24 protein-coding genes and 3 tRNA genes are annotated in these 24,796 nt (G+C 53.9%); 21 read left to right on the top strand and 6 right to left on the bottom strand.

What is annotated here, in order from left to right; translation table 11 throughout:
- Positions 1 to 45 precede the first annotated feature (45 nt).
- From lspA to BN2684_RS08790, 4 genes are all read left to right on the top strand, one after another.
- Positions 46 to 576, top strand: coding sequence for a signal peptidase II (lspA, locus tag BN2684_RS08805; protein ID WP_058301807.1), 531 nt, complete (start codon positions 46 to 48; stop codon positions 574 to 576).
- Positions 539 to 1,489: an RluA family pseudouridine synthase gene (locus BN2684_RS08800; RefSeq protein WP_058301806.1), complete on the top strand. Its 951-nt coding sequence runs from the start codon at positions 539 to 541 to the stop codon at positions 1,487 to 1,489. The genes lspA and BN2684_RS08800 overlap by 38 nt, the downstream gene beginning before the upstream one ends.
- 60 nt (positions 1,490 to 1,549) lie before the next feature.
- The gene (locus tag BN2684_RS08795) at positions 1,550 to 2,713 is read left to right on the top strand and encodes an aminotransferase A (protein ID WP_058302514.1); all 1,164 of its coding nucleotides are present in this window, start codon (positions 1,550 to 1,552) and stop codon (positions 2,711 to 2,713) included.
- A gap of 286 nt (positions 2,714 to 2,999) precedes the next feature.
- Positions 3,000 to 4,277 carry a DNA recombination protein RmuC gene (locus tag BN2684_RS08790; protein ID WP_058301805.1) on the top strand — a complete coding sequence of 426 codons (1,278 nt, stop codon included), beginning with the start codon at positions 3,000 to 3,002 and terminating at the stop codon, positions 4,275 to 4,277.
- 199 nt (positions 4,278 to 4,476) lie between these two features.
- Here BN2684_RS08790 and BN2684_RS08785 read toward each other — a convergent pair whose 3' ends face one another.
- Complete coding sequence (locus tag BN2684_RS08785; protein WP_082651845.1) at positions 4,477 to 5,622, bottom strand: N-acetyldiaminopimelate deacetylase; 1,146 nt, start codon at positions 5,620 to 5,622, stop codon at positions 4,477 to 4,479.
- Between the two features lie 19 nt (positions 5,623 to 5,641).
- A complete protein-coding gene (gene dapD, locus BN2684_RS08780; protein WP_058301804.1) occupies positions 5,642 to 6,361 on the bottom strand; it encodes a 2,3,4,5-tetrahydropyridine-2,6-dicarboxylate N-acetyltransferase in 720 nt (239 codons plus the stop codon).
- Between the two features lie 408 nt (positions 6,362 to 6,769).
- On the opposite strand from dapD, the gene pyrR reads away from it, so the two are divergent.
- From pyrR to BN2684_RS08725, 11 genes are all read left to right on the top strand, one after another.
- Positions 6,770 to 7,309, top strand: coding sequence for a bifunctional pyr operon transcriptional regulator/uracil phosphoribosyltransferase PyrR (gene pyrR, locus BN2684_RS08775; protein ID WP_058301803.1), 540 nt, complete (start codon positions 6,770 to 6,772; stop codon positions 7,307 to 7,309).
- Between the two features lie 64 nt (positions 7,310 to 7,373).
- Positions 7,374 to 8,660 (top strand): dihydroorotase, encoded by a 1,287-nt coding sequence (locus BN2684_RS08770; RefSeq protein WP_058301802.1) that lies wholly within the window; start codon positions 7,374 to 7,376, stop codon positions 8,658 to 8,660.
- Between the two features lie 287 nt (positions 8,661 to 8,947).
- The gene (gene carA, locus BN2684_RS08765; protein ID WP_058301801.1) at positions 8,948 to 10,174 is read left to right on the top strand and encodes a glutamine-hydrolyzing carbamoyl-phosphate synthase small subunit; all 1,227 of its coding nucleotides are present in this window, start codon (positions 8,948 to 8,950) and stop codon (positions 10,172 to 10,174) included.
- Positions 10,158 to 13,400, top strand: coding sequence for a carbamoyl-phosphate synthase large subunit (carB, locus tag BN2684_RS08760; RefSeq protein WP_058301800.1), 3,243 nt, complete (start codon positions 10,158 to 10,160; stop codon positions 13,398 to 13,400). Before carA ends, carB begins: the two co-directional genes overlap by 17 nt.
- Positions 13,401 to 13,562: 162 nt before the next feature.
- Entirely contained in the window at positions 13,563 to 14,354 is a 792-nt protein-coding gene (gene pyrF / locus BN2684_RS08755) for an orotidine-5'-phosphate decarboxylase (RefSeq protein WP_058302512.1), read from the top strand.
- Complete coding sequence (gene pyrE, locus BN2684_RS08750; RefSeq protein ID WP_058301799.1) at positions 14,341 to 14,985, top strand: orotate phosphoribosyltransferase; 645 nt, start codon at positions 14,341 to 14,343, stop codon at positions 14,983 to 14,985. The genes pyrF and pyrE overlap by 14 nt, the downstream gene beginning before the upstream one ends.
- Positions 14,986 to 15,256: 271 nt before the next feature.
- Positions 15,257 to 15,868, top strand: coding sequence for a phosphatidylglycerophosphatase A family protein (locus tag BN2684_RS08745; protein ID WP_082651844.1), 612 nt, complete (start codon positions 15,257 to 15,259; stop codon positions 15,866 to 15,868).
- A gap of 170 nt (positions 15,869 to 16,038) precedes the next feature.
- Positions 16,039 to 16,224, top strand: a complete 186-nt coding sequence (locus tag BN2684_RS08740; protein ID WP_058301798.1) for a hypothetical protein — start codon at positions 16,039 to 16,041, stop codon at positions 16,222 to 16,224.
- A 77-nt stretch (positions 16,225 to 16,301) separates the two neighbouring features.
- Positions 16,302 to 16,375: transfer RNA gene (locus tag BN2684_RS08735), tRNA-Met, on the top strand.
- A 19-nt stretch (positions 16,376 to 16,394) separates the two neighbouring features.
- Positions 16,395 to 16,471 (top strand) — tRNA-Ile (locus BN2684_RS08730).
- 251 nt (positions 16,472 to 16,722) lie between these two features.
- Complete coding sequence (locus BN2684_RS08725) at positions 16,723 to 17,304, top strand: GrpB family protein (RefSeq protein ID WP_058301797.1); 582 nt, start codon at positions 16,723 to 16,725, stop codon at positions 17,302 to 17,304.
- Positions 17,305 to 17,465: 161 nt separating this feature from the next.
- On the opposite strand, the gene BN2684_RS08720 is transcribed toward BN2684_RS08725, so the two are convergent.
- Positions 17,466 to 18,419 carry an S-layer homology domain-containing protein gene (locus BN2684_RS08720; RefSeq protein WP_058301796.1) on the bottom strand — a complete coding sequence of 318 codons (954 nt, stop codon included), beginning with the start codon at positions 18,417 to 18,419 and terminating at the stop codon, positions 17,466 to 17,468.
- A gap of 127 nt (positions 18,420 to 18,546) precedes the next feature.
- Between BN2684_RS08720 and BN2684_RS08715 the strand changes: the two genes are divergently transcribed.
- Positions 18,547 to 19,383 (top strand): alpha/beta hydrolase family protein, encoded by an 837-nt coding sequence (locus BN2684_RS08715; protein ID WP_058301795.1) that lies wholly within the window; start codon positions 18,547 to 18,549, stop codon positions 19,381 to 19,383.
- Between the two features lie 195 nt (positions 19,384 to 19,578).
- Complete coding sequence (locus tag BN2684_RS08710) at positions 19,579 to 19,896, top strand: holin (RefSeq protein WP_058301794.1); 318 nt, start codon at positions 19,579 to 19,581, stop codon at positions 19,894 to 19,896.
- Here BN2684_RS08710 and BN2684_RS08705 read toward each other — a convergent pair.
- Positions 19,893 to 20,375, bottom strand: coding sequence for a NucA/NucB deoxyribonuclease domain-containing protein (locus tag BN2684_RS08705; RefSeq protein ID WP_187385762.1), 483 nt, complete (start codon positions 20,373 to 20,375; stop codon positions 19,893 to 19,895). The genes BN2684_RS08710 and BN2684_RS08705 overlap by 4 nt on opposite strands.
- A gap of 141 nt (positions 20,376 to 20,516) precedes the next feature.
- Between BN2684_RS08705 and BN2684_RS24470 the strand changes: the two genes are divergently transcribed.
- Positions 20,517 to 20,738, top strand: coding sequence for a hypothetical protein (locus BN2684_RS24470; protein WP_148449928.1), 222 nt, complete (start codon positions 20,517 to 20,519; stop codon positions 20,736 to 20,738).
- 111 nt (positions 20,739 to 20,849) lie between these two features.
- Positions 20,850 to 20,922, top strand: a tRNA-Val gene (locus tag BN2684_RS08700).
- Between the two features lie 111 nt (positions 20,923 to 21,033).
- On the opposite strand, the gene BN2684_RS08695 is transcribed toward BN2684_RS08700, so the two are convergent.
- Both BN2684_RS08695 and BN2684_RS08690 read right to left on the bottom strand, forming a co-directional pair.
- Positions 21,034 to 22,224 (bottom strand): site-specific integrase, encoded by a 1,191-nt coding sequence (locus tag BN2684_RS08695; protein ID WP_058301792.1) that lies wholly within the window; start codon positions 22,222 to 22,224, stop codon positions 21,034 to 21,036.
- 110 nt (positions 22,225 to 22,334) lie between these two features.
- A complete protein-coding gene (locus BN2684_RS08690) occupies positions 22,335 to 23,267 on the bottom strand; it encodes a helix-turn-helix domain-containing protein (protein ID WP_058301791.1) in 933 nt (310 codons plus the stop codon).
- Positions 23,268 to 23,407: 140 nt separating this feature from the next.
- Between BN2684_RS08690 and BN2684_RS08685 the strand changes: the two genes are divergently transcribed.
- Together BN2684_RS08685 and BN2684_RS08680 are read left to right on the top strand one after the other, a co-directional pair.
- A complete protein-coding gene (locus tag BN2684_RS08685; protein ID WP_234340203.1) occupies positions 23,408 to 23,653 on the top strand; it encodes a helix-turn-helix transcriptional regulator in 246 nt (81 codons plus the stop codon).
- A gap of 64 nt (positions 23,654 to 23,717) precedes the next feature.
- A complete protein-coding gene (locus BN2684_RS08680) occupies positions 23,718 to 24,530 on the top strand; it encodes a BRO family protein (protein WP_058301790.1) in 813 nt (270 codons plus the stop codon).
- Positions 24,531 to 24,796: the final 266 nt, after the last annotated feature.

The raw sequence follows: 24,796 nt of genomic DNA, 5'->3' as shown, positions 1-24,796 counted from the left end.
GCGGATATACTGAAGCGTAGGAAAGTTATAGTAGGAGGGTACTCGGTGATATACTTTTTGCTCACACTGCTCGTCATTGTGCTGGACCAAGCGTCGAAATGGCTAATCGTTCACAATCTCAACTTGTATGACGAGGTGCCGGTCATTGGCGACTTTTTTGTCATCACCTCCCATCGCAACCGGGGTGCGGCGTTCAGCATTTTGCAGGATCAACGGATCTTCTTCATACTGATCACGACCGTCGCGGTCAGCGGCATCGTCTACTACATGACCAGGACGATGAGGCAGAAGCGTTCCCTGCTCACGTGTGGTCTCGGGGTACTGCTCGGCGGCGCTTTGGGGAATTTCATCGATCGACTCCGCCTCGGCGAAGTGGTCGACTTTCTGCAGTTCACCTTCCGGTTTACGTTATTTGGCTTCAAAGTCGATTATACGTTCGCCATCTTCAATATCGCGGATGCCGCGATCACCATCGGCGTCATCCTGATTCTGCTGGATACCTTCCTCGACTGGCGCAAAGAAAGGAAAAACCAAACTCATGTCTCAGAGCTCCCCGGAACCGAAAAAGTTGACTGAAACCGAAGAATGGCAAGCGGAGGCGGAGGCAGCCGGAGAGCGGATCGACAAGCATCTGGTGGATGCTCTCGAAGCCGATGTCTCGCGTTCGCAGGTTCAGCAGTGGATGAAGGACGGACTCGTCCGCATTAACGGCAATGTTGTCAAAGGCAGCTACAAGCTGGCGGAAGGCGACCGGATCGAAGTGACGATTCCGGAGCCGGAGGAACTGGATGTTCTGCCTGAGAATATCCCGCTCGAAATCGTCTACGAGGATTCCGACGTCGTTGTCATCAATAAGCCGCGGGGGCTCGTCGTTCATCCCGCTCCCGGACATGCTTCCGGGACAGTCGTCAATGCCCTGCTGTATCACTGCAAGGATTTGTCCGGCATCAACGGGGTGCTGCGTCCGGGTATCGTTCACCGGATCGACAAGGACACCTCCGGCCTCCTGATGGCGGCGAAGAACGATTTGGCTCATAACTCCCTTGCGGCACAACTGAAAGAGCATACGGTCACTCGCAAATACATTGCCATCGTCCATGGTAATATCCCGCATGACCAGGGGACCATCGACGCACCGATCGGACGGGACGCCGGGGACCGCAAGTTGTTCACCGTTACGCACAAGGGCAGTAAACACGCGGTCACGCATTTTGCCGTCATGGAGCGCCTGGGCAACTTCAGCATGCTGGAGCTCAAGCTGGAGACGGGGAGAACCCACCAGATTCGCGTACACATGAAGTACATTGGACATCCCCTCGTCGGAGACCCGTCTTACGGCAAGCCGAAGGATCACGAGATGCGCGGTCAGGCTCTTCATGCCGCGGTGCTGGGCTTCGTCCATCCCCGTACAGGCGAGTATTTGGAATTCCATTCGCCGTTGCCGGAGGATATGGAGCAGCTGCTTATCCGGCTGAGAAGCAAGAGGTAAGACAGATCAATCCTACAGAAGACGGAACGACCGGGAAAAGGGGAGGCCTGGAGCATGGCAATGGAATCGCTCATCAATCGGCGGGTTAAGGAGATCGAAATCTCCGGTATCCGTAAAATCGCCAATCTTGTCGCAAAGGTGCCGGGTGCGGTAACGCTGACCATCGGCCAGCCGGATTTTCCGACTCCCGGGCATATCCTGGAAGCCGCCAAACGGGCGATTGACGAGAATCGGACCGGCTATACGGCAAATGCCGGCCTGTTGGAGCTGAGGCAGGCGGCTGCGGGATGGGTGCAAGCCAAGTATGGGCAAACCTATGATCCGAACAGCGAAGTGATCGTTACCTTAGGAGCTACGGAGGCGCTGGAGATGGCCTTGCTCACTCTGCTTGAGGAAGGCTCGGAGGTCATTCTTCCCGCTCCGGTGTATCCGGGCTATGAGCCGCTTGTCCGGCTGTGCGGGGGCATTCCCGTTCTGGTGGATACCTCGTCCAGCGGGTTTCGCATCACGGCGGAGCAAATTCGCTCCCATCTGACGGAGAAGACGCGGGTCGTCATTCTCGGCTATCCTTCGAATCCGACAGGCCGCATCCTGGACGCAGAAGGTCTGGCCGAGATCGCAGAGCTTCTGAAGAGCCGCGAGGTTTTCGTCATCTCGGACGAGATTTACTCCGAGCTGGTCTACGAGGGAACCCATCGTTCCATCGCCCTGGAGCCAGGTATGCGGGAGAAGACGATCGTCATCAACGGCTTATCCAAGTCGCATTCCATGACCGGCTGGCGGATTGGCTTCACGTTCGCTCCCGAAGAGATCACGAAGCATATGGTGAAGGTTCATCAGTATCATGTCACCTGCGCCAGCTCGATCAGCCAATACGCTGCGCTCGAAGCGCTGACCGGCGGACCGGACGATGCGCTCCCTATGCGGGAAGAATACCGCAAGCGCCGCGATTACTCGGTGGGCAGGCTGGAAGCGATGGGGATGGAGCTGAACGGAATCCCAGAAGGGGCCTTCTATTTGTTCCCATCGATCCGTCCCTTCGGATTAAGCTCCGAAGCTTTCGCGTACAAGCTCCTGGAAGAGCAGAAGGTCGGCGTCGTTCCGGGAGATGCTTTTTCGCAATATGGGGAAGGGTATATCCGCTTGTCTTACGCCTATTCGATGGCTCAGTTGGAAGAAGCCTTCAACCGCATGGAGCGATTTGTTCAAAGCTTGAAGGGGTAATCGACACTCGTCTACATGAGCTGGCAGTTTAATAAACAAGGGCTGCATTTCTCGATGGAGGAATGCGGTCTTTGTTTATTACGGAGGATTCACATCGTGAATTCGGATTCTCCTCAGCAGATGATTCCCGCGCTTCGACAAGCTGTTGTGATTAGATGTGATTATTGTGATGAAGGGAAGCTATCAGATGAACTGCTTGAACGAACAGACGTTTCCTTTTTTCGGGGTTGGGACTATAATAAAGGAAAGTTTTGCATGACCATTTGGACAGGAGGATCCCCGCATCATGAAACCCGAACTCATCACGGCTTTATCCCTGCTAGCGAATGTCGTCATTCTGGTGCTGGTTCTTCTGCTGCTGGTACGTAAGCCTCCGCGAGATGAAAGCAAGACGGGATTCGCCCTTCTCGAGAAGCAGATCGACCGGCTGCAGAGCAGCTTAAATGAGCAGTTTTCCTTGAACCGCAAGGAGAGCCAAACCTCCGAGAAACGAATTCGGGATGAGCTGTCGACGAAACTGGAGAGCTTTAACGGCACTCTGCTTGCTTTTATGGATAATCTGTCGAGGCTTCAAACGAATCAGCTTGGGTCGACTGAGAACAAGCTGGACAAGCTGCGGGAGACCGTCGAGGCCCGGCTCAAGGATCTTCAGGAAGACAACGGCCGCAAGCTGGAGCAGATGCGGGCTACGGTCGACGAGAAGCTCCACGCTACCTTGGAGCAAAGGCTCGGGGAGTCGTTCAAGCTGGTGAGCGACCGGCTGGAGCAGGTTCATCAGGGGCTCGGCGAGATGCAGGTGCTGGCTTCCGGGGTCGGCGATTTGAAAAAGGTGCTGACCAACGTGAAAACGAGGGGAACGTGGGGAGAAATTCAGCTAGGGAATCTGCTTGAGCAGGTATTCACGCCCGAGCAATATGAGAAGAACGTGGCGACCAAGAAAGGCAGCGCGGATCGGGTGGAATTCGCCATCAAGCTGCCGGCCAAGGACGGAGCGGGGGGAGTCGTTTGGCTTCCCGTCGATTCCAAATTCCCGACGGAGGATTATCAGCGGCTTGTTGACGCCCAGGACGCGGGGGATGCGGCAGCCGCAGAGGTCCATCTGAAGCAGCTGGAGGCGAGATTGAAGGCCGAAGCGAAGGACATCCGGATGAAATACATCGATCCGCCCCATACGACGGATTTCGGTATTCTGTTCCTGCCTGCCGAGGGCTTGTTCGCCGAAGCGCTGCGTCGGCCGGGGCTTAGCGAATGGCTGCAGCGTGAATACCGCGTCGTGCTCACCGGACCGACGACCTTGTCTGCCTTCCTGAACAGCCTGCAGATGGGCTTCCGCACTCTTGCCATCGAGAAGCGGTCGAGTGAAGTTTGGCAGCTGCTCGGTGCGGTGAAGACCGAGTTCGGCACCTTCGGCGACCTGCTGGACAAAACGCACAAGAAGCTTCAAGAGGCGGGCAACACCATCGAAAGCGCGGCGCGCAAGAGCCGCAATATCGAGCGGAAGCTAAACAAGGTGCAGGAGCTTCCGGCCGCGGAGGCGGATGAGCTGCTCAAGCTGGAGGCATAGACCGAAACCACCATGGGGGGTACCCCGACGATAAGGTCGACGCTGGCCTTGATCGCTCGGGCTGAGCGGAATGGTGAGGTGTTATTGAGCCAGCCGATAGTAATGGCTTCATGCTAGTAATGGTCTTCCTCTGATCTACACAAAAAACCGTTTGAGCAACCTGCTGGGTTGACTCAAACGGTTTTCGTTATGTGGATGGTTACCCGGGCTGTCCGCTCTTCCATTCCAGATAGCCGGTCACGGTCTGGATGGCGGTCTCAATGGCACGTTCATCCGGCTCCAGCTTCGCATGATGGAGGCCGTATGGCGAATCGACGCCAAGCCAGAACATGAAGCCGGGGAGCTTCTCGAGGAAGAAGCCGAAATCTTCACCGGTCATCGCTTCTCGGCACTCGATGATCTCAGCGGGGGAATGCTCCTCCGCCCAGTCCATGAATTCCCGGGTCAGCTCCGCATCGTTATCGACCTGCCGATAGGTAGACCCGTAATTCCACTCAGCTCGGCATTCGAATGCGGTCTCTAGCCCGCGGAGCATCGCTTCGATCCGTTCCTTGATCCTCGCCATCGATTCGGCGGACAAGGTGCGGATGGTCCCTTCCAGCCGCGCATGCTCGGCGATGATATTCTGCTTCGTGCCGCCTTCGATCTTTCCGATCGTGATGACAGCCGAATCGATCGGATCTATGTTGCGGGCGATGATCGTTTGCAACTGGCCGACGAGCTGCGCCGCAGCGATCACCATATCGTTGGCCTGATGAGGGCGAGCGGCGTGGCCGCCTGTTCCGTACAGGTCGATGAACAGCTCGGAGGTGTTCGCGAAGAGAATGCCGGGACGGGTGGCGATCACGCCGGCTTTGTATTCGGGAGCTATGTGCAGAGCGATAATCTGCTCCGGCATCAGGTCTTGCAGCTCAGGCGCTTCCAGCATCGGCTTGGCTCCGCCGGGCCCTTCTTCAGCAGGCTGGAACAGCACGATGAGGTCGTCATCCATCGGTTCCATGACGAAGTGAGTCAGGACCCCGAGTCCGATCGCCATATGCATGTCGTGACCGCAGGCATGCATATGGCCGGGATGCTCGGAACGGAAGGGATAGGTCGTATCCTCTTCAATCGGAAGTCCGTCCATATCGGAGCGGAAGCCGAGGCGGCGCTTTGGAGCTTTCCCTTTGACCTTGACGATGATGCCCGTCTTCCAGGTGTGGATGTCCAAGCGCTCCGAAGGAAGCTGCCTTATAGAATCGAGCAAGTAAGCCTGGGTTTTAAACTCTTGAAAGCCGGGCTCCGGAATTCGGTGAAGCTCCCGCCGCGCGGTAACGAAGCGGGATACATCCATGGCCATTCCCATGAGAGGATCAGCCTCCTTTTTACAGCTTGCGGAGCTCCTGCAAAATTTCGGTTTTGGATTTGGTTTTGTCGTCCACTTTCTTGACCACCTTCGCCGGGGCGCCTGCCACGACGCAGAAGGGAGGAACATTCTCGGTGACGACGGAACCAGCGGCTACGACGGAACCTTCGCCGATCTGAACGCCTTCAAGCACAACGGCATTAGCGCCGATCAGCGCATCGTCTCCTACAACGACGGGTTGAGCGGAGGGCGGCTCGATCACGCCAGCCAAAACGGCGCCTGCGCCGATATGGCACATCTTGCCGACTTCCACACGGCCGCCGACGACGGCGTTCATGTCGACCATGGTGCCTTCGCCGATCTTGGCGCCGATGTTGATGACGGCGCCCATCATGATGACGGCGTTGTTGCCGATGGTCGCTTTATCGCGAATATAGGCACCCGGCTCGATGCGGGCATGGATGTTTTTCAGGTCGATCATCGGGATAGCGGAGTTGCGGCGATCATTCTCCAGCACGTAATCTTCAATCCGATCCTTGTGCTCTTCGAGAACAGGGCCGATTGCGCTCCATTCGCCGAACAACACGGCGGTAGGACCGGACACGAATGCCTTCACTTCCGCTCCGAAGTCGATTCCGTCGAGGTTTCCCTTGACATAGACTTTTACCGGAGTCTTCTTGTTGCTGTTTTTAATGTAATCGATGATCTCGTACGTGTTCATTTCTTTCGTTTCACTCATGGATTTCGCTCCTTTGCAATATCCGTGCCATTGGCACGAGGGCTACATCCTTTATAGCATAACCATCCCGCTTCATCAATGCTTGTCCGGGCTGGCCCGGGGGTTGCCTCCCTTGCGGTTGACAATCGCCAGTAGGAGTGTCATAATGTCCAAGAATCCTATAGCGCCTTTAAAATCAGTCCCGTGAGGCTGGCAAGGTGAACGTCTATCGAATACAAGGGCAGAGTGTGCCCGCGTGCGGTCGGTTTAGATCGACTGCTCGCGGAAGCGACTCGGCCTGTTCGACTGAAACCTCTGCCAATCTGCGGCAGAGGTTTTTTATCGTTGCACGAGCCTGATGATGGGCAGGTTATGGGGAAGAGGCGGACACGAACGGTCCGGGCAAAACCGATCGAGGAGGCGGCATACATGCTAACGGTGCAACAAGAGCATGTGCTGATGGATGAAATGGCGATTCGCCGGGCGCTCACCCGGATCGCCCACGAAATTTTGGAACGGAACAAGGGCGTAGACAACTGTATCTTGGCCGGAATTCGGACGAGAGGAATTTACTTGGCGGAACGGATCGCCGCCCGAATGGAAGAGATCGAGGGCGTGAGGATTCCGGTAATCGGCGTGGATACCGCCTCCTTCCGGGATGATCGCGAACGGACAAGCGCGGATAAGGAATGCTTGCTGGAACGAGCGGTCGTGCAAGGTCGCAAAGTGGTGCTGTTTGACGACGTGCTGTATACGGGCCGCACGGTCCGAGCGGCGATGGACGCCGTGATGGCGAGCGGCCGCCCAGAGATGATTCAACTGGCAGTGCTGGTGGATCGCGGGCACCGGGAGCTGCCGATCCGGCCGGATTTCGTCGGGAAGAACGTCCCGACAGCGAAGGCGGAAGAGATTCAGGTGAGGTTGAAGGAAGTCGATGGGGAAGATCTGGTCGCCATTATTCAGAAGTAACATAGACGAAGACATCAATTAAAATAGAACATCGGCAGTAAGCCGAAGAAACGGGGGCAAGGACATGGGATTATGGATCATCAACGGATGGCCGGGAACTGGCGAGAAGGAAGAGCGGCTTCATCTTCTCGTGGAGGAAGGTCGGATCGCGGAACTCGCATCCGGCTCCTCGGAAGCTCTTGACCTCGCAAATCACGAAGTGATCGATGCGGCGGGCAAGCTATTGTCAGCAGGCTTCATCGATATGCATGTCCATCTCCGCGAACCAGGCTTTGAGCACAAGGAGACGATCGCAACGGGAACAAGGTCGGCAGCTCGCGGCGGATTTACTACTGTAGCATGCATGCCCAACACGCGTCCGGTAGCGGATTCTCCGGAAGTCATAGAATCGATTCTTCGCAAAGCGGAGGAAGAAGGCTCCGTTCGGGTTCTGCCCTATGCGAGCATCACCAAGAACGAGCTCGGCCGCGAGCTGACGGACTTTCCGGCATTGAAGAAGGCAGGAGCGGTAGCCTTCACCGATGATGGAGTAGGCGTTCAGAACGCGAAGATGATGAAGGACGCGATGGCGCAGGCGAAGGAATTGGACATGCTGGTGGTGGCTCACTGCGAAGAGGATTCGCTGCTCGAAGGAGCGGCGGTGACAGAAGGCAATTTTGCCCGAAAGCATGGCCTGAAGGGGATTCCGAATGAATCTGAAGCAATTCCGATCAGCCGTGACATTCTGCTTGCCGAATCGACCGGCGCCAAGTACCATGTATGCCATGTCAGCACAGAGCAATCCGTACGAGTAATTCGGGACGCTAAGAAAGCTGGCATTCGGGTAACCGCCGAGGTTTGTCCACACCACTTGCTTTTATCCGATGAAGACATTCCAGGGCTTGATGCCAATTGGAAAATGAACCCTCCTCTCCGTACACCGCGAGATGTACAAGCGGTGATCGAAGGGCTGGAGGACGGAACGATCGATATCCTGGTCACGGATCACGCTCCTCATTCCGCCGAAGAGAAGGCAAAGGGGATGCAGCTCGCTCCCTTCGGAATCGTCGGTCTCGAAACGGCCTTCCCGCTCTTGTACACACACTTTGTGGAGACCGGGCGATGGACGCTTCCCTTCCTTCTGGAGAGAATGACGAGCAAGCCAGCGGATGTATTCGGTCTTTCGTACGGAAGGTTGGAGGTCGGCGCACCCGCCGATCTGACCCTCGTGGATCTGGAGACGGAGCGAGCAGTCGAAACGGAGCAGTTTGCATCCAAGAGCGGAAATACTCCCTTTGGAGGCTGGAAGCTGAAGGGCTGGCCGACGCTCACCGTAGCGAATGGAAGGATCGTCTGGCAGGAGCAAAAATAAGCTTGTTGGTCAAAAAGCCTTGTGGTATATTTATACACGATAGTGTATAAAGAATAGTAGGTGTCCTCTGGGGAAATCGAAAGCGCTCCGGCAAGTACCGAACATGGATTAAAAACGAAAAAGCAAGAGAATCATGCGGTATACAGAGCTGGGCGAGCGGAAGTTCCCCGCAGAAAGCCCTTTATCGAATACACCAAACATGAATAAATATTCAAAGCCGGAAGTGTGGAGGTTTCTTGACGAGACATCCTTGACGACCGGTATCACGAACAGAAGGAGTGGGGATCATGCAGGCAAGGCTGCTGCTGGAGGATGGCACGCTTTTCACGGGCTTGGCGTTTGGTGCAGAGGGAGAGTCAACCGGTGAAGTGGTGTTCAATACGGGAATTACGGGTTACCAGGAGGTACTGTCGGACCCGTCATATTGCGGCCAGATTGTCACCATGACCTATCCGCTGATCGGCAATTATGGGATTACCCGAGACGATTTCGAATCCATCCGGCCCTTTGTCCACGGGTTTGTCGTGCGCGAGCATGAAACGCTCCCCAGCAACTGGAGAGCTCAAGATACGGTTGACCATCTGCTGAAGGAATACGGCATTCCGGGGATCAGCGGCATCGACACGCGGATGCTCACCCGCATCCTGCGCCATCACGGCACGATGCGCGGCGTTTTGGCGACGGGGAATGCGCCACTTGAAGAGCTGAAGGAACGCCTGGAAGCATCTGTACTCATGACCGATCAGGTAAGCCGGGTATCGACCTCGAGCGTTCTTCATATCCCAGGATCGAAGGAACGGATAGCGGTGATCGACTACGGCTCCAAAAGCGGCATCATCCGCGACTTGGTCGCCCGCGGCTGCGATGTAGTCGTTGTTCCTCAGAACACGACCGCCGACGCCATTCGCAAGCTCGACCCGGACGGCATCATGCTGTCCAACGGACCTGGGGACCCGAAGGATGTTCCCCATGCGGTCGAAACCATCCGCAATCTGCTCGGAGAGATTCCGATCTTCGGCATCTGCCTCGGGCATCAGCTGCTGTCGCTCGCTTGTGGAGCCGATACGGAGAAGATGAAATTCGGCCATCGCGGCGGCAATCATCCGGTCAAGGAACTCGCGACTGGACGCTGCTACATCACCTCTCAGAACCATGGGTACACCGTGAAGCCGGAGAGCATCGTCGGGACGAAGCTGGAAATTACCCACATCAACAACAATGACAAAACCGTAGAAGGCGTGAAACATACGGAAGTTCCTGCCTTCTCCGTCCAATACCATCCCGAAGCTTCGCCGGGGCCGCAGGATTCCGGCTATCTCTTCGACCAATTCATCGAGATGATCCGCACGCACAAATTGACGGTCACCAAGCCGTCTCGTCAAGCGGTCATTCACCTCGGTGCCGCTCAAGCCCTTGCGGCCTTGCAGACAACGGAAGCCGCTGCACCGGCGGCACCTGCGAACGAAATGGAACTTGCCGAGAAAGGGGAGCCGGACTATGCCGAAAAATACTGAACTGAAAAAAATCCTCGTGATCGGTTCCGGCCCGATCGTCATCGGCCAAGCCGCCGAATTTGATTATGCCGGTACACAAGCCTGCCAAGCCTTGAAGGAAGAGGGCATGGAGGTCATTCTTATCAACAGCAACCCGGCGACGATCATGACGGATACGAATATGGCCGATAAAGTCTACATCGAGCCAATCACGCTCGATTTCGTCACCCAGATCATTCGCCAGGAGAAGCCGGACGGCCTTCTGCCAACGCTCGGAGGGCAGACCGGCCTCAACATGGCGGTCGAGCTCGCGAGAGCCGGCGTTCTGGAACGCGAGAACGTCAAGCTGCTTGGGACTCAACTCAGCGCCATCGAACAGGCGGAAGACCGCGACTTGTTCCGTGAGCTGATGCGGGAGTTGGAGCAACCGGTTCCGGACAGCGTCATCGTGACGACCGTAACGGACGCCGTCGACTTCGCCAACACCATCGGTTATCCGATCATCGTCCGCCCGGCTTATACGCTCGGAGGAACCGGCGGCGGAATTGCCGCCGACGAGGAAGAACTGAAAGAGATCGTCGCCTCGGGTATCCGCTACAGCCCGATCGGTCAGTGCCTCGTCGAGAAGAGCATCGCCGGTATGAAGGAAGTCGAGTATGAGGTTATGCGGGATGCGGGAGACAACTGCATCGTCGTTTGCAACATGGAGAACTTCGATCCGGTCGGCGTCCATACGGGCGACAGCATCGTCGTGGCACCGAGCCAAACCTTGTCTGACCGGGAATATCAGATGCTGCGCTCCGCATCGCTCAAGATCATCCGCGCGCTCAACATCGAAGGCGGCTGCAACGTCCAATATGCTCTCGATCCCTACAGCTATCAGTATTATGTCATCGAAGTGAATCCGCGGGTAAGCCGTTCGTCTGCCTTGGCCTCCAAGGCGACCGGTTATCCGATCGCCAAGATGGCTGCGAAGATCGCCATCGGCTATACGCTCGACGAAATCATCAACCCGGTAACGGGGCAGACGTATGCCTGCTTCGAGCCGACCCTCGACTACATCGTATCCAAAATCCCGCGTTGGCCGTTCGACAAGTTTACTTCCGCCAACCGCAAGCTGGGAACTCAAATGAAGGCAACCGGCGAAGTGATGGCCATCGGCCGCACCTTCGAGGAATCGCTGCATAAGGCGATTCGCTCTCTCGAAATCGGCGCGCATCGGCTTTACTTGGAGGAAGCATCCGAGCTCGACAATGCGACCCTGCAAGCGCGCCTCGCGAAGCCGGATGACGAACGTCTCTTCCTGATCGCCGAAGCTTACCGCAGAGGCTATACGCTCGAAATGCTCCAGGAGCTGACTCGCATCGACTGGTGGTTCTTGCACAAGCTGCAGGGAATGGTCCAATTCGAGCAGGAGCTGAAGGGAGCAGAGCTTACACCAGAGCTTCTGTATGCCGCGAAGCGCAAAGGCTTCACAGACCGTTCCATTGCGGAAATTCGCCACAAAGCCGGCGCCAGCCTTCCTTACTCGACTGAGAAGGAGATCCGCAGCTACCGCAAAGAGCTGAACCTGAAGCCCGTCTACAAGATGGTCGATACCTGTGCAGCCGAATTCGAAGCCGTTACCCCCTACTACTACTCCTCCTATGAGACAGAGGATGAGGAAGTGAAGACAGCGAAGGAGAAAATCGTCGTTCTCGGCTCCGGTCCGATTCGCATCGGCCAAGGTATCGAATTCGATTACTCCACCGTTCATGCGGTTTGGGCGATTCAAGAGGCCGGCTACGAAGCGGTCATCATCAACAACAACCCGGAGACGGTATCTACCGACTTCAATACCTCAGACCGGTTGTACTTCGAGCCGCTTTTCTTCGAGGATGTCATGAACGTGATCGAACGGGAACAGCCGCTTGGCGTCATCGTGCAGTTCGGCGGACAGACGGCCATCAACCTGGCAGCTCCGCTCTCCGCAGCGGGTGTTCGCATTCTCGGCAGCGACCTCGAAAGCATCGACCAAGCGGAAGACCGCAAGAAATTCGAAGCGCTCCTTAGCGAGCTGAAAGTTCCCCAGCCTCCAGGCGGAACGGTCACTTCCGTGGATGAAGCGGTCGGCACCGCCGCCAAGTACGGCTACCCGGTATTGGTTCGCCCCTCTTATGTGCTGGGCGGTCGGGCGATGGAAATCGTATACTCGGACGCAGACCTGTTAAGCTACATGGAGATGGCCGTCAAGATCAACCCGGAACACCCCGTCCTGATCGACCGCTACATGCTCGGCAAGGAAGTGGAAGTCGATGCCATCTGCGACGGCAAAACGGTGTTGATTCCGGGCATCATGGAGCATGTCGAGAGAGCGGGCGTCCATTCCGGCGACTCGATCGCCGTCTACCCGCCGCAGACGCTATCGGCCGAGATCAAGCAAAAGATCGTCGACACCACCATCAAGATCGCCAAAGCCCTCCGGGTGAGCGGTCTCGTCAATATCCAATACGTCATCTTCCAAGGCGAAGTGTACGTCATCGAAGTGAACCCGCGCTCCTCGCGGACGGTGCCCTTCCTGAGCAAGGTGACGACCATCCCGATGGCGAAGATCGCTACGCAGGTCATTCTCGGCAAGTCGATTACAGAGCTCGGCTACTCGGAAGGGCTCTATCCCGAAGACGATCATGTCTCGGTGAAGGTTCCGGTGTTCTCCTTCGCGAAGCTGCGCCGCGTCGATACGACGCTCGGACCGGAGATGAAATCAACCGGAGAGGTCATGGGCCGCGACCGTAACTATGCGAAAGCTCTCTACAAAGGGCTGGTCGGCTCCGGTATGAAGATTCCGCCGACGGGCTCAATCATCGCGACGGTGGCGGACAAGGACAAGGAAGAAGCCGCCGCGATTCTCAAGGGCTTCGACGAGCTCGGCTACAATATTGTAGCGACCGGCGGCACCGCCAAGGCGCTTGCCGACGCCGGGCTGCGCGTGGCAACCGTCAACAAGCTGAGCGAAGGCACGCCCAACATCCTCGACTTGATCCGGAACGGGCAAGCGCATTTCATCGTCAATACCTTGACGAGAGGCAAAGAGCCGGAGCGCGACGGATTCCGCATCCGCCGAGAAGCCGTAGAGAACGGCGTCGTCTGCATGACCTCTTTGGACACGGTGAAGGCGCTCCTGCATGTGCTGCAGACGATCAACTTCACCTCCCGCTCCATGCCGACGACCGCGGAAGCGACGCCCCGCGACCGGGTACACGTATAAGACAAGAGACGGCCCCTTTCGGTCTGCTCCCGAACCGGCAACGACCCTTCCTCCAGAGCTTGCGAGCTTGGGAGAAGGGTCGTGTCGTGTGAATAAACGCCAAAAGCCCGTAAGTATGAAACTGTGCAGGATACTCTACCGTAAGGAGGAATCAGGTTGTCGATGAACCCTGCTCTAAAAACCGGTTTGCCGAGCAAAGAGGAACTCGCCGGGCGAATCATCGTCGCGATGGATTATCCCGAAGCCGGGCAAGCGGAGTCGCTGCTCTCTGCATTAGAGGGAATTCCTTGTTATTTGAAGGTGGGCATGCAGCTCTTTTATTCGGCTGGACCTGGTTTCGTGGAATCCCTCAAGAAGCGCGGGTATCAAATCTTTCTCGACTTGAAAATGCACGACATTCCCAACACCGTCAAGGGGGGCGCGGAAAGCATTACCCGGCTCGGGGTCGACATGTTTAATGTTCATGCTTCCGGCGGTCTTAAGATGATGGAAGCCGCTATGGAAGGCGTCGACAAGGCTATGACCGGACTTGCAGCTTCCGGCGACGGTGTATCATCCGTTACTAAGAAACCTCTGGTTATCGCGGTAACCCAATTGACGAGTACGGATCAGCAGACGTTGAACCATCAGATCGGGATTCCCGGCTCATTAGAGGATTCGGTTACGCATTATGCCATGCTGACCAAGCAGGCGAAGCTGGACGGTGTTGTGGCTTCTGCTCGTGAGGTGCAAATGATCAAGCAAGCAGCCGGAACTTCCTTCCTCACGGTAACACCGGGAATTCGCCCGGCAGGATCAGATGCAGGCGACCAGTCCCGAATGATGACTCCCGCAGAGGCGCTTGCGGTAGGGACCGATTATATGGTAATCGGACGACCGATCACGGCGCACGCGAATCCGAGACTTGCTCTGGAAACCATTTTGGAGGAGATGCTCAACCATGGCCATGCATAACCTAAGTGAAACCATCGCCGCTTCTCTGCTCGATATTCAAGCGGTTGCCTTGCGGCCCAACGAGCCGTTTACGTGGACCTCGGGATTGAAATCCCCGATCTATTGCGACAACCGGCTGACCATGTCTTACCCGGCGATACGTACGTTGATCGCAGAGGGCTTCGCCGAACTCATCCGCGAACAGTATCCTGACGCTGAAGTCATCGCAGGAACCGCGACTGCCGGTATTCCGCATGCTGCCTGGGTAGCGGACAAGCTTAACCTGCCGATGATCTACATCCGTGACAAAGCGAAAGGCCACGGCAAGCAAAATCAAATCGAAGGCTCGTTGCGACCCGGGCAAAAGGTGGTCGTCATCGAGGACCTGATTTCTACCGGAGGCAGCTCCTTGAAGGCAGCACTCGCCGTGAAGGAAGCTGGTGGAGACGTTCTTTCGGTGCTTGCCATCTTCACTTATGAATTCCCAGCGGCTGCTAAGCTTTTTGCCGAAGCCGACATGCCCATGCAGACGCTAACCACTTATTCGGCTCTGCTCGAAACCGCTCTTGCCCAAGGCTTCATTCAGGAAGAGGATTTGGACAAGCTGAAGGCTTGGCGGGCCAATCCCGCAGAATACGGTAAAAGCCTTTAAACTTCATTGAATATTCCCGTTCATAACGGGACCAAATCCGTCCTCACGACTAACCGTCGGAGGACGGTTTTTGTGTACCGTAACGCATTGAGATCGTGCAAAAAAAGGAAAACCGCAACATTTGTCGAACTCTATGCGTAAGGTAGGAGATGGAGCACCTTTTTCTACCTGTTGATTACAATGAAGAAACGTTCTCCAACCGGTAATGATTGAGGTGCGTTCAGGAATAACCGCGCATTCGAAATGATGCGCAGCAGGAAGGGGAAGTTTGATGAGAGTTCACAGCCGGGAAGTGGGAAATGCCGTTTATCGCAAGCTAGCGGAACGCGGGGTTGAACTGGAAGCGATTGCGGACATTGTGTATGACATGCAATTGCCTTATCATCCGAATCTCAAGATGGAAACCTGCATGGAGAGCGTTCGGGCGGTTCTCTCGAAGAGGGAGCTGCAGCACGCCATTCTGGTCGGAATTGAGCTGGATGTGCTAGCAGAGCAGAACGTGATCTCTGAGCCGCTGTTATCGATTCTTCGCGATGACGAAGGCTTGTTCGGATGCGACGAAACCCTGGCCTTGGGCTCCGTCTTCGGCTACGGAAGCATCGCCGTAACGACCTTCGGCTTTCTAGATAAGCAAAAGATCGGGATCATACGCAAACTGGACAACAAAGCATTCGGTAAGGTGAACACCTTCCTGGACGATTTGGTGGCGGCGATCGCTTCCTCCGCTTCGAGCCGGATCGCCCATCGACAGCGCGATATGGACGAGAAGGTGATGGAGCTGGCGTTGGAAGCGGGTAGTGGTGAGGTTCATCCGCCAGAGGAAACCGAAGTGGTCGCGCTCGATCCCCTTCTCCGCGAAGCAGGCGAGAATGCAGCAAGTTAAAGATTAGAATTGGTAGCGAGATAATGACGCCCTTCCGAAACGGTTAGCCGTTCGAGGGGCGTTTATTTGGCTAACAAGCGTTGGAATGGATTCCCTTACTCCTGGAGAGAGCAACCGCTCGTTTGTGGGTAAGCTACTCGTAAAGAAAATCGGTACGGAGGGAACAGGAAATGAGTATGAATCTAAACATGGATTGGGTGTATTGGGCCAAGCTGTACGATACCAAGTTTCAAGCGGGCTGCCTGGCGAAGCGGATGGAAGAGGACTGGTGGATCTACGGGTACGATTGCCCGCGTAACGTGGAAGTGTACCGTTCCCGCAAGGGAAGGTTTGGCGTGCGCTACATTCCCACCTAAAAGTCTGGAAAATGCTTGACATGAGGAAATTGCTCAGGGTATACTAAATTTTGTGACTGCGTGAAGCAGGTCGTCGACGCGGGGTGGAGCAGCCCGGTAGCTCGTCGGGCTCATAACCCGAAGGCCGCAGGTTCAAATCCTGCCCCCGCAATTTTGTTTCCCTGACAAGAGGGCCCTTAGCTCAGTTGGTTAGAGCGGTCGGCTCATAACCGATTGGTCGCAGGTTCGAGTCCTGCAGGGCCCACCACCTCAACAACCTTGATGAATCAAGGCTTTTTTTATTTTCCGCACCTTTTCATGCTTATTCACGCCTCGAATATCCTCGGAGGAAACCCATCAAAAAATACATTTGGTTAAGGATAGGGCACACATCTGCAAGTGACGCCCAAATTCAAAGGGAGCGGCAGAATGGTTGAATCAGCCTTTTCGATCTGATACGATGAATGGAATTATATGAGAGTTTATCCGAATAGTAATCTATTGTTTGTGGAGGGACTTATGGGAAAATCGTTATCCGAAATGACCTTGGAAGAGCTGTGGCAGTTGTTTCCCATTGTTCTCAAAGAGCATAATCCCATGTACAAAGAGTGGTATTTGGCCGAAAAAGAGGAGATCCTTCGAGCGGTCGGCTCAGCAACGGTGAAACGGATTAACCATATCGGGAGCACTTCTGTCGAAGGACTTGTCGCCAAACCGACCGTGGATATCTTGCTGGAGATTGGTGCTGATTGCGATCTGGAGTCGTTAAAGCAGAACTTGAAGGCGGCTGGATGGACGTGCATGTCTTGGGCGGACGAGCCGGCTATTAGGGCCAGCTTCAATAAAGGTTATACCCCTCAAGGCTTCGCGGAGAAAGTCTACCATTTACATGTTCGTCGATTGGGTGACTGGGATGAACTGTATTTTCGCGATTATCTCCGAGATCATCGGGAGGTAGCCGAGGAATATGAAAGGCTCAAGACAGGTTTAAAAGAGCAGTACGAGCATGACCGAGACGGTTACACCAATGCCAAAACAGATTTTATCAAGGGGCATATGGCCAAAGCCAGAGCAGAGTATCCGGATCGGTATAAGCTATAAAAAATATCAATGCACGAGTGTTGAGCAGGAGGAGGCTCCCTCTGAATGCTAATAACGTCGTGGAGCGATAGCTCGGCAGGGTTGGATTCGACATGCGCTTGCCGCCAAAACAGGAGAACGGGCAGAGAACATCTCTCTGCCCGTTCTTGCTTGAAGCTGAATTACTTTGCCAGCTTGGCGCTTGGCGTATAGTCTGTCGAAAGATAGGTGCTGACCTTCGCAGTCGAGATAACCATCGGATAGAACATATCCGGATCTGGATCAATCAGCCGGTACCGGATCACCGCTTTGCCCCCGCCGGGGAACTCGATACCGGTGATGGCGACGCCGTATCCGGGATGGGGAACCTGGACGGTGAGCGTCACTTTGTTTACGTCGGCGCTGATTTTATCGATCTGAACATCAACCTCGTTCTGAGCCCCCTCAAGCCCGCTTCCCACCTCAGGGGTTAGCGTTTCTTCGGGCTGTGTAGAAGGCTGCTGCTCGCTGTGGCTGGCGACAAAAGCGCGGGCTTCATAGAGCATATCAGCTGCTTCGGAGCGCGTGATGCTGCTTTTCGGCCGGAACTGCTGTTTGGCGTCCAGCTTGGTGATCTTCGTGTTCAGCAGGAACTGGATGCTTCCCGAAGCGTTCGGGTCGATAAAGGACTCATCTGCAACGACGTTATAGAGCAGGATGGTCGGGAAGGTTCCCTTTTGATTGATGGCATTCGCCAGCAGAACAGCAAATTGTTCACGGGTGACCGTGCTCTTCGGATCGACGGCTGCCGGCAGCCCCAAGTTGAACTGGGCGATGATGAAGTCTTGAGCATACCAGGCGTTATCCGGAACCTTGGAATAATAGTCGCTGGCCTTCGGTTCCTTGAAGAATCGAATGTTGTCGATGTTCAGATCAAAGCCTTTTACCAGCAAGCGGATACCTTGTTCGTACGTCAGAACCTCCTTCGGGGCAAACCGGTCGCCATTCATCCCGTTCAGAATCCCCTCCTTTTGCAGAGCGTTGATCTTGGCCTCCGCGGGATCGCCCGCCGTATCGCTAAAAGCCATAGCCACGGAGCCCCACAACAACACGGGCAGTACGACCGCAGCTGAAATCCATTTCCTTTTTGTCTTCATGTCGCAAGCACCTCCACCCCCTCAGACGGGCATCTCTTGGAAAAGGTTGCATCGATTCGTTCGCAAGTTGAATCCGAATGAGTCGAGCCTTATACTTTTGATTAACGCATCTTGAGGAGGGATAACCATGGGAGTACCTTTTGAGTATAAACTTACGCCGAACCGGATCTTACGCGGAACCGTTTATCCAAGTCGAAGAGAGACGAAGGGAATCCTTGTCGTTTGCCACGGCTATAAGGGCTTTAAGGATTGGGGATTCTTCCCGTACATAGGGCAGAAGCTCTCGGAGCGTTATCATGTGATTACTTTTAATTTTACCCACAACGGCATAGGAGAAGACCTGCTCGAATTCACGGAATTGGAAAAATTCGCTGGGAACACCTACTCGCGCGAGCAGGAGGATCTGTCCGTGCTCATCGGGGCTATTCGCCGTGGGGAAACACCGTTAGGTGATACAGGTGGATTATCGGTCTACCTGCTCGGACACAGCCGTGGGGCGGGCGATTGCTTAATCTACGCTCTCGATCATCCTGATGAAATTGCGGGCGTTGTGAGCTGGAATGGAGTGACGAATGTCGATCTCTTCTCGGACAAGGAAAAGGCGGAGATGAAGGAGCGGGGAAGGACCTACATCTTGAACGGGCGTACCAAACAGCAAATGCCGCTCAACCGGGAGATCCTTGATGATTTGGAGGCTAACGCCGAACGGTTCAACATTCTGGGCCGAATCAGTGAACTCCAGCCTCCCGCTGTGTTGATTCAGGGAAAGGATGACGGCGAGCGCTTGCGAAAGGGTTCAGCGGCCTTGACGCAGCTTCGACCGGATATTCCTTGGCTGCAGGTGCCGGGAGGCAATCACACCTTCGGAGCGGTACATCCTTTTCAAGGAACCACTGCGGCATTGGAGGAGGCCATCCGGTTGACTTTAGGCTGGCTGAAGGAGCAAGAAGAGCGGAATGAATAGGAAGAGGCGGTGAATTCCGTATCGGAATGAAAAAGGGCGGGGAGCGAGAGCTTGAAAGAGCTTATCCTGCATAGAGTATAGGGACGGACGGGTTTCTCAATTCGGAATTTCACAAGGAGAGGCAGCAAAAGGCCACTCCGAATTCTGCCAAAGTACCCGTTCCTGTGACTCTAGCAGGAGGAAGTGATGAGCTGTATGGATCAGGACATGCTCACGAGAATGCTGGCTTTTTCGTCCATGCTGTCCGTGTTTGTGATGGCGGCGGTCCAATTGGTTAAGATCTCGTTTCCCCTTCCGAAGAAACGAATCCCGCTCATTGGAGTCTTTCTCGGGATGCTCATCGGCGCGGTAGCCTATCCATTTACAGACCTCACGCTGGTGTTGCGGCTTTGGGCGGGAGCCTTGTCCGGACTCTCGGCAACGGGGTTGTTCGAAGCGGCGTTCAACAAGCCCCGGAACGGAGGAGGAGGGTCCGGTACCAATGGCGACGGACAGCCTCCCGCTTCGGGTTAAGGGATGATGATCTCGACAACCGTTCCATCCGGGTAAGCATCCAATTGATTGCCGATCCAGCTTCCGGCCCCCCGGTTGTCGGCAGGAGGGATATAGGCGATATCGGCACCTTTGCCTCCTTCTTCGCACATGGCCATCGGCCATTCGTCGCGGTCGTAGCCTTTTTTCGTCGGGATGCCGCGCAGCGACTCCGAGCGATTTTCTTCCGCGCCGTCCCGGTCGATGGTGCAGGTGGCCGATTCACCAGAAGCGATGGCATCCTGAATATGCTTCGCCGTCTTCGGGTAGCGGTCCGACGGGAATTCGATTTGGACGACGGCGGTCGGCTCAGGGGTGTTCCAAGGTGAAGGCCAACCATTTGGATATTCCTGCTTCAGATAGAAGAAGAGAAGGAGGGCGATGAGCAAGACAGCAAGCAAAGATAGCAACCGATCCTTCTTGCTTGGGCGGCGTTTTCTGCGTTTACGTGATGGACTCAAGAGATACCTCCGGTTCAGGTAAGGATGATTCGATGCGAATATCTACCCGATTATAGCATTTCGTTATTCCCGCTAAGAAGCAGGAATTTGCCTCGTCTTTGTCGAATATCTGGACTTACCCGATGAATGAGGTGAATCTTCTTGTCTACCAACCTTCCCCACACCTTGCTGCATGACGTGGAATTTGATAACGCGATCTTCTTCCGTCAACGGGTTGCCGTTTACCGCAACGGGGAATGCGTGGAATCGTCCGGAACCATCCAACGATTTACTGCCGACTCTGTAGTCGTCCGATGCATGGACGGGAGTTGCCGGGAGGCTTACTATTTGCGGCGGCTATGTCATTTTTTGATCCGTGGATAGGGCCTCAAAATAATCTTAAAACAAAAGGTTGACTTCTTCTAGCCAAGCTGATATTATATTTTTTGTCGCCGCCGAAGATAAGCGGTAAACAAGATGAATAACCCGTCACATGATCTGTTAGCTCAGTCGGGAGAGCACCATCTTGACAGGGTGGGGGTCAGTGGTTCGAGCCCACTACAGATCATAAAGAAAAACCCTTGATAATCAAGGGTTTTTTGCTTTTTATGGCCAAATATATGCAGCTCAAATAAGCCCGAAAAGGCTAATTGGTGCCGGATTGGTGCCCTGTTGTTGACTAAAGCGTTTTGGATTCCTTTTTGGTGCCGGTTGGTGCCGAGAAGAACATCTCCCCGAAAGCGTCCGCTGTTTCCTTCTGCATGTGCGGCGTGATGTGCGAGTAACGATCCAGCATCTTCACGCTTGACCAGCCCATTCGTTCCGCGATCCGTTTATTGTTCTCCCGCATCTTGAGCAGCATAACCACATGGGAGTGTCGTAGGTCGTGGAAGCGGATCTCCTTCATCAATTCTACCGGCTGGCCTTTGTCTCTTTGCTTCTGCAGCTCTGCGTTCACCTGGTCGATGATTCGATAGAAGGAGCGATTCAGGTTCCGGGGAGAAACGGGTGTACCGTAGGCCGTGCAGATAAGTAGGTCATTCTCCTCGTACACGTCCCGGTGTAGCATCTTCTCTTCCCTTACTCGTCGAATAAGCATGTCCAGTTCCCCGGCCGTCACCTTGTCGATCCCAATGGATCGAATCCCCGAGGCTGTCTTTGCCCCGGCTTCCAGCGTCTTCCCATCGTGGTTCAATATTTGTCGAACAGAGACCATTCGGTTCTTCGTGTCTACGTCCTGGATGCGTAGCCCGAGGATTTCACCTTGCCTCATGCCGGTTGTGATCGCCAGCAGGAAGGCGCAGTAATAGCGGTCATCCTTCGCTGCCTCAAGGAAGAGCTGGGAGTCGGTCTCCGTCCAATACTGCATTTCCTTAGCTTGGGCAGAGGGCCTGTCCACGACAGCAGCAGGGTTCTTGATGATCATGTCCCAACCGGCTGCTTTCTTTAGGCTTTCGTTGATCAAGGTATGAACCTTCTGCAGATTCTCCCCGGACAGGGAACCGGCTTCTAGGATGTCATTGTACAGGTTCTGAATGTGTCGGGGAGTGATCTGCCCCAGCTCCAGGTCTCCCAGCTTCGACAATATGTGATTGTTGATAAGTCCGGCATAGGTGTCCAGCGTGCGTTGCTTAACCTTAGCCTTCTTGTCCCGCAGATAGTCCGCCATGAAGTCCCGGTAAAGCGTTTTGGCGGCGTTCAGATCGAGCCCTTGATTCAGCTGATTTAGCAACTCTCTCTCCGCGTCTAAGGCGTCCTGCTTGATCCGGAAGCCTCTCCGTTTAATCCGCTTGCGTTCCTTCCCATCTCCGATCTCAATCACGAAGTACCAGGGGTTCTTCTTCGCGGTCTTGTCTTTTATTACGGTCATGAAATCTACTCCTTTAGATATTGATATATGAGGCGGGCAAGGGGTTTGTATTCCCTTTGCCCGTTATGTGGGTTGGTGGGGCTGTGGGGGGGCTAGTGGTGATCAAAAAGTTATTTAGCTTTCCTAAACAAAAGAGTGAGCATGTCAACAACAGCTTGTCTGTCCTCTTTTTCTAAAATTGTGCCTTCATACATAAGCTGTCTATTTTCGTCTCCCAACAGTTCGATTAAGTCAATGACCCCGAACGACTGGTATACATGAAGTGAGGTATCAAGCCTGCTTTCAAGGAGTGTTATTGCTTCTCTTCCTCTCTTGAAATTGCCATCCTCATCAGTGACCGTTAGTGTGTTCAGGTTGTCAGTAATTGCTATTGTGAGCCCCTTGTCTATACGTTTTTGTTCAGCCTCTTTTCTTGCTAGAAAGCCAATTGCCTCCTTGCCTTTTAAGATATTCCCTTCATCGTCAGTCACAGATAAATTTTCATCCAGTTTAGAAGCATACCATGCAAGAGCATTAAAATAATCCAAAATCTCTATAAGGTTTTTGTGCTTATCAATGTAATCGTGGAATTCGACAGGAGAATCCAACAAGCCGTTCAATTCTTTCATGCATTCAATGGAGTAATGAAAGAAGTTGTCAGAGGTAACTCCATCGATTGGCTTTTTTTGAAGCTCGTTATTCAATTCAATCATTGCTGAATTAATAAAACGACGATTAGCCATCAAATTTCTATTGATACGTGAAATTCCTTCAAATTGTCTCCCCAGAAAATCCATAAATGATAATTTCTGATTCAATTCATCCATTGATATGTATCCAGCTGTAAACATTAACTCTGTATAGGAAACGCCTAATGGCTCAGCAAGTTTTTTTAGGGTTTCAGGTGAAGGTTTTCCGCCATTAGCACCTCTTTCTCCACGTTCTAATTGAGATAGATAAGAGTAAGAAAACCCAGAAAGCTTACCTAGATCCTTTAGGGTTAACCCTCTTTTTTTTCGGTGAGCTCTTAAAAAATCTCCAAATGTTATGCCGTTTGAAGACAATTTATATCCTCCTCATTAAATGGACTAAGTACATATTACAGCAATTGCACATATAGCGCAATTTGATGTTGCACATAGCACAATCATGCGGTATATTAATTGTGCAGTTAGCGCAATTAACATAGAAGGGGGGGTGCTATGTGAGAATCAAAGCCAAAGACCTTGAACTTCTTAATCGACTTATTATCATGAAAGGCTTCAGCAAAGTTGAGTTCAGCAAGGCAATTGGGATGTCCCAGCCAATGACCATCCAGATCACGAACGGAGACAGGTCTCCGAGTCCCAAAACGGCTAAGAAAATTGCCGATGTTCTGGAACGTGAATGGAATGACATCTTTGAGTTTGAACGGTCTGAACGCTCGGTGAAGCAGGCGATTAACGACTAAGGCGAAATCCGTTCTTTGAAAAGCGAATAGCAATATATACGAAAGCGAAGGAGGAGCTACTACATTGGAACTTATCGCAAAGAAGCCGTTTGGCAGTCTGGATGTTGATGTATGGCAAGGTGAAAGTGGCGAAATGTTTATGACAGCAAAACAGCTTGGAGAAGCAATCGGGTATGCTGACCCACAGAAGGGTATGGACAACCTTGTTGATCGGAATCCGCAGCTTCGTAACAAGGAGTTTTCAGTTACCCTCAAGCTGAGGGGATCTGACGAAAAGCAATATGATACCCGCCTCTTCAACGAGGACGGCATTTACGAAGCGACCATGCTGGCAAGGACGGACCGGGCTTCTCAGTTCCGCTCTTGGATTCGGGGAGTGCTTAAGGACATCCGCAAGACTGGTGGCCATGTGAACAACGACGACCTTTTCCTCGAAACTTATTTGCCGTTTGCTGATGAGCATACCCGGACTATGTTCCGAACGACCTTAGCAACTGTCCGTCAGCAAAATGCTCTCATTCAGGTGCAGCGGCAAGAGATCGATCATAAGGAACATGTCATCATCGGATTGGTGGATGAGATTGACCTCGCCACCAAGCGGCAAATATTGAACCGGGTGGTTAGGAAAGCAGGTGCCGATAAGACCCAGGCCCGATGGAACGAGTTGTACAAGCAGTTTGAAATGAAATATCACCTCAATCTTCAACGAAGGTTGGAGGGCCACAACGAATCCGCGAAGCCCAAGCTGAAGAACCGGCTTGATTATATCGACAAGGTATTAGCGAAGCTCCCGGAACTCTACGAGATCGCCTGCAAGCTGTATGAGGCTGATGTGAAGGAACTGGTGGCCGAGCTTTATAATCTCAGTCGGGCGTAGGCAGGGAGGGAGAACGAGTGGAAACCCGCAAAGACGTTCTTAAGCCCATACGTCACCTGATCCGGGAGCAATGCGCTTCATTCCATGGAGGCTCTAAGTGCTATTCTTGCCCGGATGGACAAACAGCATGCAACTTCTTCCGGGAAGATGGATCGTATCCCGATTTTCTGGCAAAGGGATTGGTTCGCTGCCTGTACTTCGAAGCTAATGTACTGCCGGCCGATCCTGAACTTGAATCAGCATATTGGGGCAAGTCGGCTGAAGGC

Source organism: Gorillibacterium timonense, from assembly GCF_001457415.1.
Taxonomy (GTDB): domain Bacteria; phylum Bacillota; class Bacilli; order Paenibacillales; family NBRC-103111; genus Gorillibacterium; species Gorillibacterium timonense.
The sequence above is the reverse complement of the archived record's forward strand: the minus strand, read 5'-3'. Positions and strand labels throughout refer to the sequence as shown.